This is a genomic window from Streptomyces graminofaciens, assembly GCF_030294945.1.
GTDB lineage: Bacteria > Actinomycetota > Actinomycetes > Streptomycetales > Streptomycetaceae > Streptomyces > Streptomyces graminofaciens.
Genome location: NZ_AP018448.1, coordinates 9,433,684 through 9,447,249, shown reverse-complemented (window position 1 = coordinate 9,447,249; position 13,566 = coordinate 9,433,684). Strand labels below are relative to the sequence as shown.

General features: G+C 71.8%; 13 protein-coding genes and 1 riboswitch. Of the genes, 7 read left to right on the top strand and 6 right to left on the bottom strand.

Annotation, left to right across the window (positions count from 1 at the left end; translation table 11 throughout):
• Nucleotides 1-24: 24 nt before the first annotated feature.
• Together SGFS_RS41560 and SGFS_RS41555 are read left to right on the top strand one after the other, a co-directional pair.
• Nucleotides 25-657 carry a TetR/AcrR family transcriptional regulator gene (locus SGFS_RS41560; protein ID WP_286257481.1) on the top strand — a complete coding sequence of 211 codons (633 nt, stop codon included), beginning with the start codon at nucleotides 25-27 and terminating at the stop codon, nucleotides 655-657.
• Between the two features lie 524 nt (nucleotides 658-1,181).
• The gene (locus tag SGFS_RS41555; RefSeq protein ID WP_286257480.1) at nucleotides 1,182-2,681 is read left to right on the top strand and encodes a phytoene desaturase family protein; all 1,500 of its coding nucleotides are present in this window, start codon (nucleotides 1,182-1,184) and stop codon (nucleotides 2,679-2,681) included.
• A gap of 48 nt (nucleotides 2,682-2,729) precedes the next feature.
• Here SGFS_RS41555 and SGFS_RS41550 read toward each other — a convergent pair whose 3' ends face one another.
• The 6 genes from SGFS_RS41550 to SGFS_RS41525 form a co-directional block, all read right to left on the bottom strand.
• Entirely contained in the window at nucleotides 2,730-3,644 is a 915-nt protein-coding gene (locus SGFS_RS41550; protein WP_286257479.1) for an SCO2102 family sporulation regulator, read from the bottom strand.
• Nucleotides 3,645-3,700: 56 nt separating this feature from the next.
• On the bottom strand, nucleotides 3,701-4,624 hold the full coding sequence (metF, locus tag SGFS_RS41545) for a methylenetetrahydrofolate reductase [NAD(P)H] (protein WP_286257477.1): 924 nt from the start codon (nucleotides 4,622-4,624) through the stop codon (nucleotides 3,701-3,703).
• A gap of 118 nt (nucleotides 4,625-4,742) precedes the next feature.
• Nucleotides 4,743-5,387 (bottom strand): thiamine phosphate synthase, encoded by a 645-nt coding sequence (thiE, locus tag SGFS_RS41540; protein ID WP_286257476.1) that lies wholly within the window; start codon nucleotides 5,385-5,387, stop codon nucleotides 4,743-4,745.
• Nucleotides 5,388-5,504: 117 nt separating this feature from the next.
• Nucleotides 5,505-5,870, bottom strand: coding sequence for an Rv2175c family DNA-binding protein (locus tag SGFS_RS41535; protein ID WP_286257474.1), 366 nt, complete (start codon nucleotides 5,868-5,870; stop codon nucleotides 5,505-5,507).
• A gap of 76 nt (nucleotides 5,871-5,946) precedes the next feature.
• Nucleotides 5,947-7,179 (bottom strand): NAD(P)/FAD-dependent oxidoreductase, encoded by a 1,233-nt coding sequence (locus SGFS_RS41530; RefSeq protein WP_286257473.1) that lies wholly within the window; start codon nucleotides 7,177-7,179, stop codon nucleotides 5,947-5,949.
• A 32-nt stretch (nucleotides 7,180-7,211) separates the two neighbouring features.
• Nucleotides 7,212-7,562: a hypothetical protein gene (locus SGFS_RS41525; RefSeq protein WP_286257472.1), complete on the bottom strand. Its 351-nt coding sequence runs from the start codon at nucleotides 7,560-7,562 to the stop codon at nucleotides 7,212-7,214.
• 52 nt (nucleotides 7,563-7,614) lie between these two features.
• Nucleotides 7,615-7,726: riboswitch (TPP riboswitch) on the top strand.
• On the opposite strand from SGFS_RS41525, the gene thiO reads away from it, so the two are divergent.
• The 5 genes from thiO to SGFS_RS41500 all read left to right on the top strand — a co-directional run bounded on the left by thiO (nucleotide 7,724) and on the right by SGFS_RS41500 (nucleotide 13,300).
• Nucleotides 7,724-8,899 (top strand): glycine oxidase ThiO, encoded by a 1,176-nt coding sequence (gene thiO / locus SGFS_RS41520; RefSeq protein ID WP_286257471.1) that lies wholly within the window; start codon nucleotides 7,724-7,726, stop codon nucleotides 8,897-8,899. It overlaps the preceding riboswitch by 3 nt.
• A gap of 14 nt (nucleotides 8,900-8,913) precedes the next feature.
• Nucleotides 8,914-9,114, top strand: coding sequence for a sulfur carrier protein ThiS (thiS, locus tag SGFS_RS41515; protein WP_286260317.1), 201 nt, complete (start codon nucleotides 8,914-8,916; stop codon nucleotides 9,112-9,114).
• Nucleotides 9,115-9,116: 2 nt separating this feature from the next.
• A complete protein-coding gene (locus tag SGFS_RS41510; RefSeq protein ID WP_286257469.1) occupies nucleotides 9,117-9,911 on the top strand; it encodes a thiazole synthase in 795 nt (264 codons plus the stop codon).
• 257 nt (nucleotides 9,912-10,168) lie between these two features.
• Nucleotides 10,169-12,073, top strand: coding sequence for a Stk1 family PASTA domain-containing Ser/Thr kinase (pknB, locus tag SGFS_RS41505; RefSeq protein WP_286257468.1), 1,905 nt, complete (start codon nucleotides 10,169-10,171; stop codon nucleotides 12,071-12,073).
• A 276-nt stretch (nucleotides 12,074-12,349) separates the two neighbouring features.
• Complete coding sequence (locus tag SGFS_RS41500) at nucleotides 12,350-13,300, top strand: deoxyribonuclease IV (RefSeq protein WP_286257467.1); 951 nt, start codon at nucleotides 12,350-12,352, stop codon at nucleotides 13,298-13,300.
• Nucleotides 13,301-13,566: the final 266 nt, after the last annotated feature.

Below are 13,566 nucleotides of genomic sequence, written 5' to 3'. Positions count from 1 at the left end.
CCGGTTCCTGTGACAATCAGGGCCATGGAAAGCAGCAAAGCCCCCGGCGGCGCAGGCGGGGGCCGCCGCGAGGCGACCCGGCAGAAGCTCTACGAGGCCGCCGTCACCCTCATCGCCGAACAGGGGTTCTCCGCCACGACGGTGGACGAGATCGCCGAGCGCGCCGGCGTCGCCAAGGGCACGGTCTACTACAACTTCGCGAGCAAGTCGGTCCTCTTCGAGGAGTTGCTGCGGCACGGCGTGGGGCTCCTCACCGCTTCCCTGCGGGAAGCGGCGGAGCGGACCGCCGAGGAGGGCGGCAGCAAGGTCGACGCGCTGGACGCGATGATCCGGGCCGGTCTCGTCTTCATCGACCGCTACCCGTCCTTCACCCAGCTGTACGTGGCCGAGCTGTGGCGCACCAACCGGGCCTGGCAGTCCACGCTGATGGTGGTCCGGCAGGAGGCGGTCGCGGTCGTCGAGGGCGTCCTGCGGGAAGGGGTCGCGGCGGGTGAGCTGAGCGACGAGATCGATGTCGGGCTGACGGCGTCGGCACTCGTCGGCATGGTCCTCGTGGCGGCGCTGGACTGGAAGGCCTTCCAGCCGGAGCGTTCCCTGGACGACGTCCACTCGGCGTTGTCGCGGCTGTTGCAGGGGCGGGTGAGCGGCAACCGGTAGCCGGGGCAGGCGGGCCGACCCGGGCGGGCGGAGCTCATATGAAAGCGCCGGTTCGAACTGGCCGCGTCCCCCGCGGGCCACCTCGAACCGGCGCCTCCCCCGTATCCCCCGTACTTCCCCCGTGCCTCGCTCCCGCCGACCCGTCGGTCTGTTCTCGTGACCCTCGTCGACGGAAGGAGCGGTCAAGAGCGCGAGAGCCGTTCCGCCGCCCCGTGTCGGCGGTGCCGGAGCCGCGCCCCTTTCCGTGTCTCCACTCTCTCGTTCACGCAGGTCGGAGCCCATCCGCGCGCGTACTCATCTCACCGGCTGAGTACGGGTACTCAGACGTCCGTGCTCAACCTCAGAGCGCTCTGTTGCCGACTGGTTACGATCACGTCCGTTCGCGTACTCCCTCGCCGGCGCTGCCCTGTGAGACCGGGTGGGGCGGGTGCGTCGGCGGGTGCGGGTACGTTCGGGTAGGTCGTGGTTGCTGGCGCAGCCCCCGGGCCTGGGCCGTTGTCGGTGGTGGCCGATACAGTCGCCGCATGGCACGGATTGTGGTGATCGGCGCTGGGATGGGCGCGATGGCGGCCGCTGCCCGGCTGGCCGTCGCGGGCCACCGGGTGGTGCTGTACGAGCGCACGGCGACGTACGGCGGCGCGGTGGCCCGCTTCGAGCGCGACGGCTTCGCCTTCGACACGGGCCCGGGGCTGCTGCCGCTGCCCGCCGTCTACCGCGATCTGTTTCTGAAGACCGGCAAGGAGTCGCTGGAGAAGTGCGTGGACCTGGTCCAGGTGGACCCGGCTGCCCGGCACGTCTTCGCGGACGGTACGGATCTGCTGTTGCCGGGGTCCTCCCGCGCGGGCGTGGTCGACGCGCTGAACACGGCGTTGGGGCCGGGCGCCGGCGACCGCTGGGGCGACTTCCTCGTGCGGGCCCGTGAGGCCTGGGACCGCACCCGGCGGCCCCTCCTGGAGGAGCCCCTCCGGCCGGACTGGAAGGTCCTGGCCGAGCGCGAGCCGTACCCGTCGGTGCCCCACAAGCGGCTGCTGCGCACCCGGCGCGCCCGCACGCTCGCCGAGATCGGCGACTGGGAGCTGCGCGACCCCCGGCTGACGGCCCTGCTGGAGAGCCACGCGCTCGCGTACGGCCTGGATCCCCGGAACATCCCGGCGAGTGCGGCCGTGCTGCCGTACATGGAGCACGCCTTCGGCACCTGGTATGTCCGGGGCGGGATACGGGAGTTGGCGCGGGCGCTGTACGAGCGGTGTCTGGCGAGGAGGGTCGAGTTCGTCTTCGGCGCCGAGGTCACGCGGATCGTCGAGAAGGACGGCCGCGTGGCCGGGGTCGAGGTCGCGGCCGAGATCGCGGCCGAGGGCGGGGGGTTCACCGAGGCGGACCACGTCGTGGCGGGCATCGATCCGGTGCGGCTGAACGGCCTGACGGAGCGTCTCCTCCAGGACGACGGCGACGTACGGCTCGACCTGGAGTCGTCGCGGCCCGGCCGGTTCACCGTGCTGCTGGCCCTGCGCGGGGCCCGCGAGGCGGGCGCGGCACACCGCACGGTCGTGCACGCCCCGGACCGCACGGCCGAGTTGGACCACCTGAGCCACCGCCCCGACAACGACGATCTCGTGCCGCTCACGGCGACCGTGCTGCGGCCGGACGACCCCGCGCTGCGGCCAGACGAGGAGCACGAGTCGGTGGTCGTGTCCGCGGTGGTGCCGACGGAGACCGACTGGTTGGAGGGCGACCTCGCCGAGCGGCGCGCGGAGTCGCTCGTCACCGCCGCCGAGGCCGCCGTGCCGGGGCTGCGGGAGCGGCTGCTCTGGCGCGAGGTGCGTCTTCCGGAGGCCATGTCGCCGCCGACGCTCGCCGCGGCCGACGGGCGGTTCCTGTGCCCGTCCAACACGACCCGGCTGCCCGGGCTGTATCTGGTCGGCGGCTGGGCCCACCCCGGCGGCGGTCTGCCGCACACGGGAATGTCGGGCGCGCTGGTCGCCGGACTGATCGTGGAGGGGCCGGAGTTCCGCGGCTCGCAGTGAGAGGCCTGGCTCCTGGCTGGTGAATCCGGCAGGACGGCGGCGTGACCGTCAGAACCGGTACTGCTGCTCGTCGTACCCCTGCCCGTTCGCGCTCCCGTTGCCGTTCTCCTGGTACGGATACGGCTGCTCCGGCGGGAGATCGCCGCCGAGCGGGTCGTCGGTGCTGCGCTGCTGGGGGACCCAGACACCGCCGGGCGGGGTGTCGCCGTACGCGCCGGAGCCGTACTGGTCCTGGCCGTAGCCCTGCTGCCCGTACCCCTGCTGGCCGTAGGAGGGGTCGTAGGCGGCGTCGTAGGTCTGGGTACCGATGTACGGGTCCGAGTAGGCGGCGTACTGCTGCTGGTCGTACCCGTAGTTCTGCTGCTGGTCGTAGCCGTAGTAGGCGAAGGCCTCGCTCTGCGCCTGGTCGGCGGTCGCGTAGGGCTGTTCGGCGGCGGCAGCGAAGGCGTTGTCGTTGTAGACGCCGTAGGTGCTGGTCTCGTCGTCGAGGAAGGGCTGCGGGGAGTAGACCGTGTCGGTCCGGGCGGCGGCGGACTGCGGGCGGACGAAGACGTCGTCGTCCTGGTCGAGCAGGTCGTCGCCCTGGCTGTACGGTCCGGCAGCGGGGGCTTCGAGGTCGGTGGCCTCCAGCGCCGCGTCCAGGCGCTCCGGTTCGCCGCGGCGGCGCTTCTTGCCGCTCTTCTCGCCCGCGGGCTCGCCGTCCTGGGAGCGGGGGCGAACGGCCCAGCCCGCCTCGAAGCCACGACGGAACGACAACGTCACATACGTCTGACCGAGCGCGAAGCCGATCGCGCCCAACGCGATGACGATCACGGAGGGGATGAGCACGCCGAGCACGACGCCGAGGAAGCCGACGAAGGCGAGCAGCCGCCAGCGCAGCCGCGCCTTGTACTGCAGCAACACCTCGCCCAGCAGCCACAACGCGACAATTCCGAACGCGATGTAGAGGACCGTCCAGCCCATGTACGCCCCTCTCCCTGTGGCCGCTCCGCAGTGTGTCGTACGCGAGTGCGACCGGTCTAGGCCCGCGGCGGGTGGTGAAGGCCCAGGTTCTCGTAGATTTCCAGTGTCGCGGTGGAGTTGTTCAGCGTGATGAAGTGAAGCCCGGGGACTCCCTCGGCCAGCAGCCTCGCACAGAACTCCGTGGCGAACTCGATGCCAATGGAGCGTACAGCGGCCGGATCGTCTTTGGCTGTGAGGATCCGCTCTTTCAGGGCCTGCGGGATGGCCGCGTTGCTGAGCTGCGGCAGACGCTCCAGCATCTTCACGCTGGTGACGGGCATGACCTCGGGGATGACGGGGGTTTCGCAGCCGGCACTCGCAACTGCGTCCCGCAGACGCAGGTACGAGTCCGGGTGGAAGAACATCTGAGTGATCGCGTAGTCGGCGCCGGCCCGGCACTTGTCGACGAAGCGGGCCACGTCGGAGTCCCAGTTCGCGGAGCGCGGATGCATCTCCGGGAAGGCCGCGACACCGACGCAGAAGTCGCCCGATTCCTTGATGAGCTGGACGAGTTCGGCCGCGTAGGTCAGGCCCTGCGGGTGCGGCACCCACTCGCCCATGGGGTCGCCGGGCGGGTCGCCGCGGACCGCGAGCATGTTGCGGATGCCCGCGTCCGCGTACTGGCCGATGATGTTGCGCAGTTCGGCGATGGACTGGCTGACCGCGGTGAGATGGGCGACCGGGGTGAGCGTGGTGTCGGCGGCGATCTGCTCGGTCGCCCTCACCGTGCCGGCGCGGGTGGAGCCGCCCGCCCCGTAGGTCACGGAGACGAAGCTCGGGGCGACCGCCTCGATCCTGCGGAGGGCGTTCCACAGGTTCCGCTCGCCCTTTTCCGTCTTGGGCGCCCAGAACTCGAACGAATACGTCGTCTTGCCCGTGGCGAGCATGTCACGCACAGTACGCGCGCGGTCCGTCCGGGTGGACGCGGTTCCTAGGGCCATAGCCGCAGGTTAGCCAGGTCGGACCGGTCACCCAACCAGAGGGAGGCCTTTTGTCTGAAATTACCGATCTGCTGTCCACGCCTTGGACAGCGGCAGCCGCACCGAGGCGCTCGGCGTCCTAGAGGGCACGTAGTCGCTTGGCGAACTCCGCCGCCGCTGCTCCGGGGTCGTCGGCCTCCGTGATCGCGCGGACCACGACGACGCGGCGGGCACCCGCCTCGACGACCTCGTCGAGGTTGGCCAGGTCGATGCCGCCGATGGCGAACCAGGGGCGGTCGGTGCCCAGCGAGGCGGTGTACCGCACGAGGTCCAGGCCGGGGGCGTGGCGGCCGGGCTTGGTGGGGGTGGGCCAGCAGGGGCCCGTGCAGAAGTAGTCCACGCCTTCCTGGACCGCGGCGGCCGCGGCCTCGTGCTCGGCGTGGGTGGAGCGGCCCATGAGGACGTCGTCGCCGAGGATCGCGCGGGCGGCGGGGACGGGGAGGTCGCCCTGGCCCAGGTGCAGCACGTCGGCGCCGATGGCGTGGGCGACGTCCGCGCGGTCGTTGACCGCGAGCAGCTTGCCGTGCCTTCCGCAGGCGTCGGCGAAGAGTCGGAGGTGCTCCAGCTCCTCGGCGGCCTCCATGCCCTTGTCGCGCAGCTGCACGATGTCGACGCCGGAGGAGAGGACCGCGTCCAGGAACTGCGGGAGGTCGCCCTGGCGCCTGCGGGCGTCCGTGCAGAGGTAGACGCGGGCGTCGGCGAGCTGTGCGGTGGCGTCGGGCATGCGCGGGAATCCCCCGGTGTCGGTCGGTGTCGGTGGCGTACGGGCCGTGGCGGAGCGGGGTCGGCCGTGAGCGTTGCCCCGGTGGGCCCCGGCCCGTACGCCGGACTGTCGTTCAGGTCAGACGGCGAGCGCCTGGGCGCGACGCTTCACCTCCGTGCCGCGATTCTCGCTCAGGGCCTGGGCCGGGGTGCCGGGCAGGCTCGGGTCGGGGGTGAAGAGCCACTCCAGCATTTCTTCGTCGGTGAAGCCGTCGTCCCGCAGGAGCGTCAGGGTGCCGGTGAGGCCCTTGACGACCTTGTCTTCGTCGATGAATGCGGCGGGGACGTGCAGCGCGCGGTTCTCACCGCGGCGTACGGCGATGAGCTGGCCCTCCTTGACCAGCTGCCGCACGCGGGTCACCTCGACATCGAGCATCTCTGCGATGTCGGGGAGGTTCAGCCACGCGGGCACGAGAGCATCGATCTTTGCGTCAATCTCGGTCACGTCACCAAGACTGCCATCTGGGACTGACAGTGGGTAGCCGAGGCGCCTTCGACGGGGCCGACCGTGGGCGTGACTCCTACGCCGTCGCCGCCTTCAGCGGCCGCGACGGGTCGGCCAGCAGCTCCGGGTCCATCGGCGTCCCCGACTCGATCAGGCGGCGGCCCTGGGCCAGGTCGCGGGGGCGGCCCACCGCCAGCAGGGCGATCAGACGGTTCTCCCGGAGCCAGCAGACCGCCCAGGCGGGGGTCGCCGGGTCGCCGCGCCAGACAGTCGTGTCGGCCGACGCGTGGTGCCCGGCGTACTGCACGAAGCGGCCGAACTGCTCCGACCAGAAGTACGGCACCGGGTCATACGGCGCCGGGGCCTCGCCGATAATGTTCGCGGCGACCGTGCGGGGTCCCTGGAGGGCGTTGTCCCAGTGGTGGACCAGAAGCCGCTCGCCGTACCTTCCCGACGGGAAGGAGGCGCAGTCGCCGACCGCGTAGACGTCCGGCGCGGTGGTGCGCAGATGGTCGTCGGCGACCACTTCGCCGTGACGGCCGAGCGTGATCCCGGAGTCCCTCAGCCACGCCGTCGCCGGACGCGCCCCGATGCCGACGACCACCGCGCCGGCCGACACGCGTGAGCCGTCGTCCAGCACCACCGTGCCGGGCTCGACGCGCTCCACGCGCGCGTGGGTGCGCAGTACGGTCCCGCTGTCCGCGTACCAGGCGGCCATCGGCGCGGCCACCTCGGCGGGCAGGGCGCCCGCGAGGGGACGGTCCGCGGCCTCGACGACGGTCACGGCGCAGCCCGCCTCGCGCGCGGCCGTGGCGAACTCCGCGCCGATCCAGCCCGCCCCGACGACCACGATGTCGTGCTGCCGGGCCAGCACCGGCCGCAGCCGCTCGGCGTCGTCCAGGGTGCGCAGCAGATGCACGCCGGGCACACCCTCGGCGCCCGGCAGCCGGATCGGTTCCGCGCCGGTCGCGAGCACCAGGACGTCGTACGGGACGGATCCGGTCGCCGTGTCCAGTTCGTGGTCACCGGGGCGTACGCCGGTCACCTCGCTGCCGAGTCTCAGTTCGATACCGAGTGCCTCGAAGTCGACGTCGAAGGCGGAGCCCTCGGCCTTGCCGAGCAGCACGGCCTTGGACAGCGGCGGCCGGTCGTACGGCTGGTGCGGCTCCGCGCCGATGAGTGTGACGGGGCCGGTGAAGCCCTTCTCCCGCAGGACGACCGCGGTCTGCACCCCGGCCATGCCCGCGCCCACGACGACGACCCGCCGCTCCGTACCCGGTGTCCCCGGTGCCTGTGTCTGCTCGCTCACCTGGTCACCATAGACACCTGACGATCAGTCAGTCAGCGGTCGTGCTCGGTGACCTGTTCCACAACACTGGTGCCGCTGCCCGGCTGCGACTCCCATTCCCATGTCTCCTCCAGGCGTACGCGCTCGTCGGGAAGCTCGACGACCTGGGACACGCAGTGCCCGGACGAGGTGGTCCCGTCGGTCTTCAGCTGTACGTACCGGAAGTCCAGGCGGTCCCCCGCACGCGTGCCGACGAGCCTGCCGCGCACGACGTCGCCGCCCGTGTACTCGGCCCAGATCTCACCGTCCTTCTCGTGGTACGTGAAGCGGGTGCGGGTGCCCACCTGACCTGGGGCTTGGTCCGCGACGGGGGCGAGGACGAGGCCGTCGAGCGAACGGGCCATGCGATGAGGCTCCCTTACTGCGGCAAACGGCACGGGCTAGGGTGGGCCACCGTAGAGCACTCGCGGGAGCCCGGACGCACCGGGCTGAGAGGGAGGCTGGCGGCCTCCGACCGTACGAACCTGATCCGGGTCATGCCGGCGAAGGGAGGGGCTGGACGCCCATGTCGCGTACGCACACGTCAGACGTCCTCGTCGTGGGGGGCGGAATCATCGGGCTGGTGACCGCGTGGCGGGCCGCGCTGCGCGGGTTCGCCACGGCCGTGGTGGATCCCGCGCCCGGCGGCGGGGCCGCGCAGGTGGCGGCCGGGATGCTGGCCGCGGTGACCGAACTGCATTACGGCGAGCAGACACTGCTGGGACTCAACCTGGAGTCCGCGCGCCGCTACCCGGACTTCGCGGCCGAGTTGACCGAGGCGACCGGCCTGGACCTCGGCTACCGCAGGTCCGGCACGCTCGCCGTCGCCCTCGACGCCGACGACCGCGCCCATCTGCGCGAACTGCACGCGCTGCAGAGCCGGTCGGGGCTCGCGTCGGAGTGGCTGAGCGGACGCGAGTGCCGCCGGCTGGAGCCGATGCTGGCGCCCGGTGTGCGCGGCGGGCTGCGGGTCGACGGCGACCACCAGATCGACCCGAGACGGCTCGCCAGGGCCCTCGTGACGGCCTGTGAGCGCGCCGGGGTGGTGTTTCACCGGGTCTGGGCCGAAAAGCTGTCAGTCGTCCGGGAACGAGCCGCGGGGGTCCTGGCCGGCGACGGGACGCGGTTGACCGCCGACCGGGTCGTCCTCGCCGGGGGCAGTCACAGCGGGCGGCTGGCCGGGGTGCCGGACGAAGTACTGCCGCCGGTGCGGCCGGTGAAGGGGCAGGTGCTGCGGCTGACCGTGCCGAAGCGGTACGCGCCCTTCCTGAGCCGGACCGTGCGGGCCGTGGTCCGCGGCAGCCACGTCTACCTGGTGCCCCGCGAGAACGGCGAACTCGTCGTCGGCGCGACCAGCGAGGAGCTGGGCTGGGACACCACGGTGACCGCGGGCGGGGTCTACGAACTGCTGCGGGACGCCCACGAACTCGTCCCCGGGATCACCGAACTGCCCCTCACCGAGACCCGCGCGGGACTGCGCCCCGGCTCCCCCGACAACGCGCCGCTGCTCGGCCCCACCGAACTCGACGGGCTCCTCCTGGCGACGGGCCACTACCGCAACGGCGTGCTCCTCACCCCGGTCACCGGCGACGTCATGGCCCATGTCCTGGCCACCGGGGAACTCCCGGACGAGGCGCGCGACTTCACGCCGCTGCGGTTCCGCGCCGGGGCGGCCCGCGAACTCACGGAGCAGCACGCGTGAGCGCCACCGAGACGATGCTCGTCCTCGTCAACGGGGAGCGACGGCAGATCGCTCCCGGCACGGCCCTCGACGCCCTTGTGCGGACGCTCACCCAGTCCCCCTCAGGTGTCGCCGCCGCGCTCAACGAAACCGTCGTCCCACGCGCGCAGTGGACGGCCACCGCCCTCCGTGACGGAGACCGCGTGGAAGTCCTCACCGCCGTCCAAGGAGGCTGACCATGGCCGACGACCCCTTCGTCCTCGGCGGTACGACCTACGCGTCCCGTCTGATCATGGGCACGGGCGGCGCGCCCAGCCTCGACATGCTGGAGCGGGCGCTCGTCGCGTCCGGCACGGAGTTGACGACGGTCGCGATGCGCCGGGTGGACCCGTCCTCGCACGGCTCGGTCCTCTCCGTCCTCGACAAGCTGGGCATCCGTGTGCTGCCCAACACGGCCGGCTGCTTCACCGCGGGCGAGGCCGTGCTGACCGCCCGCCTCGCGCGTGAGGCGCTCGGCACGGACCTGGTCAAGCTGGAGGTCATCGCCGACGAGCGCACCCTGCTGCCCGACCCGATCGAGCTGCTGGACGCCGCCGAGACCCTGGTCGACGACGGTTTCACCGTGCTGCCGTACACCAATGACGACCCCGTGCTCGCGCGCAGACTGGAGGACGTCGGCTGTGCGGCGATCATGCCGCTGGGGTCGCCCATCGGCTCCGGGCTCGGCATCCGCAACCCGCACAACTTCCAGCTGATCGTGGAGCACGCGCGTGTGCCGGTGATTCTGGACGCGGGGGCCGGTACGGCGTCGGACGTCGCGCTGGCGATGGAGTTGGGGTGTGCGGGGGTGATGCTCGCCTCGGCGGTGACCCGGGCGCAGGAGCCGGTGCTGATGGCTGCCGCCATGAGGAACGCGGTGGAGGCGGGGCGGTTGGCGTATCGGGCGGGGCGGATTCCTCGGCGGCATTTCGCGGAGGCGTCGTCGCCGGGTGAGGGGATGGCTCGGTTGGATCCGGAGCGGCCCGCGTTCTGAGTTCGTTTCGCCCCCGCCACCCCTACCCGTCCCATCCCCCCAGGGGCTGCCGCCCCTTCGGCCCCGCCTGCGCAGGAGAGCTCGGGCGGGTGGGGTTCGTCGGCGGGTGCGGGTTCGTCGTGGTTGATCGCGCAGTTCCCCGCGCCCCTTTCAGGGGCGCGGGTGGCACCCTCTCTCGGTCACAGCTCTGCTGCAGTCCCGTCTCGCCTGGCACGGGACTGACGGGGCTGTCAGCGGCGGCTCGTACACTCGCCTGCGTGGACACGACCCTTCAGGACCCGCTTGTGGGCCAGGTGCTCGACGGTCGCTATCGCGTCGAGGCACGCATCGCGGTCGGCGGGATGGCCACGGTCTACCGAGCCCTGGACACCCGCCTCGACCGCGTGCTCGCGCTCAAGGTGATGCATCCGACGCTGGCCGCCGACGCCTCGTTCGTCGAGCGTTTCATCCGTGAGGCCAAGTCGGTGGCACGGCTCTCGCATCCGAACGTCGTCGGCGTCTTCGACCAGGGCACCGACGGGTCGTACGTCTACCTCGCGATGGAGTACGTCGCCGGTTGCACCCTGCGTGACGTACTGCGCGAGCGCGGCGCCCTCCAGCCGAGGGCCGCGCTCGACATCCTGGAGCCGGTGCTCGCCGCGCTCGGGGCCGCGCACCGCGCCGGGTTCGTGCACCGGGACATGAAGCCGGAGAACGTGCTCATAGGGGACGACGGCCGGGTCAAGGTCGCCGACTTCGGTCTCGTACGGGCCGTGGACACCGTCACCAACACCACCGGCACCGTCCTCGGCACGGTCTCCTATCTCGCCCCGGAGCAGCTGGAGCACGGCACCACCGACACCCGTGTCGACGTGTACGCGTGCGGCGTGATGCTGTACGAGATGCTCACCGGCGGCAAGCCGCACGCCGGAGGCTCCCCCGCGCAGGTGCTCTACCACGCGCTGCACGACGACGTGCCGCCGCCGTCGGCCGCGGTGCCGGGGCTGGCGTACGAGCTGGACGAGCTGGTCGCCTCGGCGACGGCCCGCAATCCCGAGCTGCGCCCCTACGACGCGGTCGCGCTGCTCTCCCAGGTGCTCCAGGCGCGGACCCCGCTGAGCGACGAGCAGTTGGACGCGGTGCCCCCGCAGGCGACGCCGGGCGGGCACGACAACGCCGAGGACCGTACGAGTGTGATCCCGCGCTCGCTGAACGTGTCCCGGGCCGAGCCCGATCAGCAGGTCAACCGCACGAGCCGGTTCGAGGCGCCGCCACTGGCGCCGCGGCGCCGGACCGTCGCGCCCCGGCGCGGGGTGCTCGCGATCGTCGCCGCCGTGCTGATCGTGCTCGGGGTGGGGACGAGCGTCTGGTACATCAACGCGGGGCAGTTCACGAAGGTCCCGCTGGTGTTGGGGGAGCCCCAGGCCAAGGCCACGCAGCGGATCGAGGACGCCGGGCTGGTCGTCGACCCCGACACCGCGTTCAGCGACACGGTTGAGCGCGGCTTGGTGATCAGCACCGACCCCGCGCCCGGGGAGCAGATCCGGGACAACGACACGGTGACGCTGGTCATCTCCAAGGGGCCCGAGGTCGTGCGGGTGCCCGATCTGAAGGGTGTGCCGCTCAGCGAGGCGAAGAAGCGGCTGAAGAGCGAGGGGCTCGAACCGGGGATGGTGACGCGGGAGTTCAGCTCCGATGTCGCCAAGGGCGCTGTGATCAGTACTGATCCGGGGGCCGGTACGGACGCCAAGTCGGGCAAGGCCGTGGCGATCGTCGTCAGCCGGGGGGCGCCGGTGGAGGTGCCCGAGGTCGCCGGGGCCTCGGTCGAGGACGCCACGGCCTCGCTCGAGGAGTCCGGGCTGAAGGTGAAGATCGCCTCGGGGCAGGTCAATTCGGAGTTCGACAAGGGGTTGGTGGCGGAGCAGTCGCCCGGGGCCGGCAAGCAGGTCGGTGAGGGGGACACGGTCACGCTGACGATCTCCAAGGGGCCCGTGATGGTCGAGGTGCCGGACGTCGTGGGGGACAGCGTGGACGAGGCCAGGCAGAAGCTGGAGGCCGTGGGCTTCGAGGTCGACGAGGACCGGGGATTGCTCGGGTTCTTCGGTGACGAGGTCAAGAAGCAGTCGGTGGAGGGCGGCGAGAAGGCGCCCAAGGGGTCGAAGATCACGATCGAGATCGGGTAGTCGGCGGAGGCCAGGTCTCCGGCGAGGAGGTGCGGAGCCCGGCTTTGGTCGGGCTCATGTGCGTCGGCGCCCGGGAACTGTTGCTGAGCGGGGGTCGGTCGCGCGGCCCGGCGCTCACGGGGTGCCGCTGCGCCCACCCGTGCCTGCCCGGGGTGCCGCTGCGCCCACCCGCGCCTGCCCTACCCGCAGCTACGCGGAACGGCGGCGCGGCTGCCTGCGGCCACCACAGGTCGGTCCGCCGACCGAGCCCCCGGCCCCTCATGACACCCTGGTGCCGTGAGTACTCAGCAGTCCCCCGGGTTTTCCGGGTCCTCGGTCGCCCTCTCCCCTTCCTCCCCTTCCTCCCCTTCCTCGTCCGGTCTCGTCGGGCGTTCTCGTAATCCCGTCGGTGGGCACGTCCCCGTCGCCGGTGGGCTCAGTTCCGTCGGGCTGGGCTATGCCCGCGAGCTGAAGGCCGAGACCGTGCAGGTCTTCGTCGCCAACCCCCGTGGCTGGGCCACGCCCGTCGGGAATCCGCGGCAGGACGAGGAGTTCCGTGCGGCGTGCGCGGAGGAGTCGATTCCGGCGTATGTGCACGCCCCGTATCTCATCAACTTCGGGTCGCACACCGAGGCGACGGTCGAGAAGTCCGTGGAGTCGCTGCGGCACTCGTTGCGCAGGGGGCGGGAGATCGGCGCCCTCGGGGTGGTCGTGCACACCGGGAGTGCGACCGGTGGGCGGGAGCGGTCCGTCGCGCTGAAGCAGGTGCGGGAGTATCTGCTGCCGTTGCTCGACGAGCTGACGCATGACGACGACCCGTATCTGCTGCTGGAGTCGACCGCCGGGCAGGGGGCGTCCCTGTGCTCGCGCACCTGGGACTTCGGGCCCTACTTCGAGGCGCTCGACGCGCATCCCAAGCTGGGCGTCTGCCTGGACACCTGCCACATCTTCGCGGCCGGGCACGACCTGACCGGTCCGAGCGGGATGCACCAGACCCTCGATCTGCTGGTGGAGACCGTCGGCGCGGGGCGGCTGAAACTGATCCACGCCAACGACTCCAAGGATGTGGTCGGCGCGCACAAGGACCGCCACGAGAACATCGGCTCCGGGCACATCGGCGAGGACCCGTTCCGCGCGCTGATGACCCACCCGGCCACCGAGGGCGTGCCCCTGATCATCGAGACGCCCGGCGGGCAGGAAGGGCACGCGGCGGATGTCGAGCGGCTGAAGAAGCTGCGGGACGGCTGACGCGGACCACCGCGTCGAGAAGCACCCCAGGCGGGTATACGGCGCCGACAACGGCGCCGGTGATCGCGCTCGCGTTGTTCTTCGGCTACGCACTCACGCCACGGGGAGTGATGAAGGGGTGTCGGCCTGAGGGCGGCGACCCGGGTCTGATCGGCTGCGGCAAGGGGCACGCGCGCACGGGGCACGAGGCACGGGGGCACGGGGGCACGGGGGCACGCCAATCGTGGATGCACCAGTTCCGCCACTGACCGTGGGCGTCGCCGGAC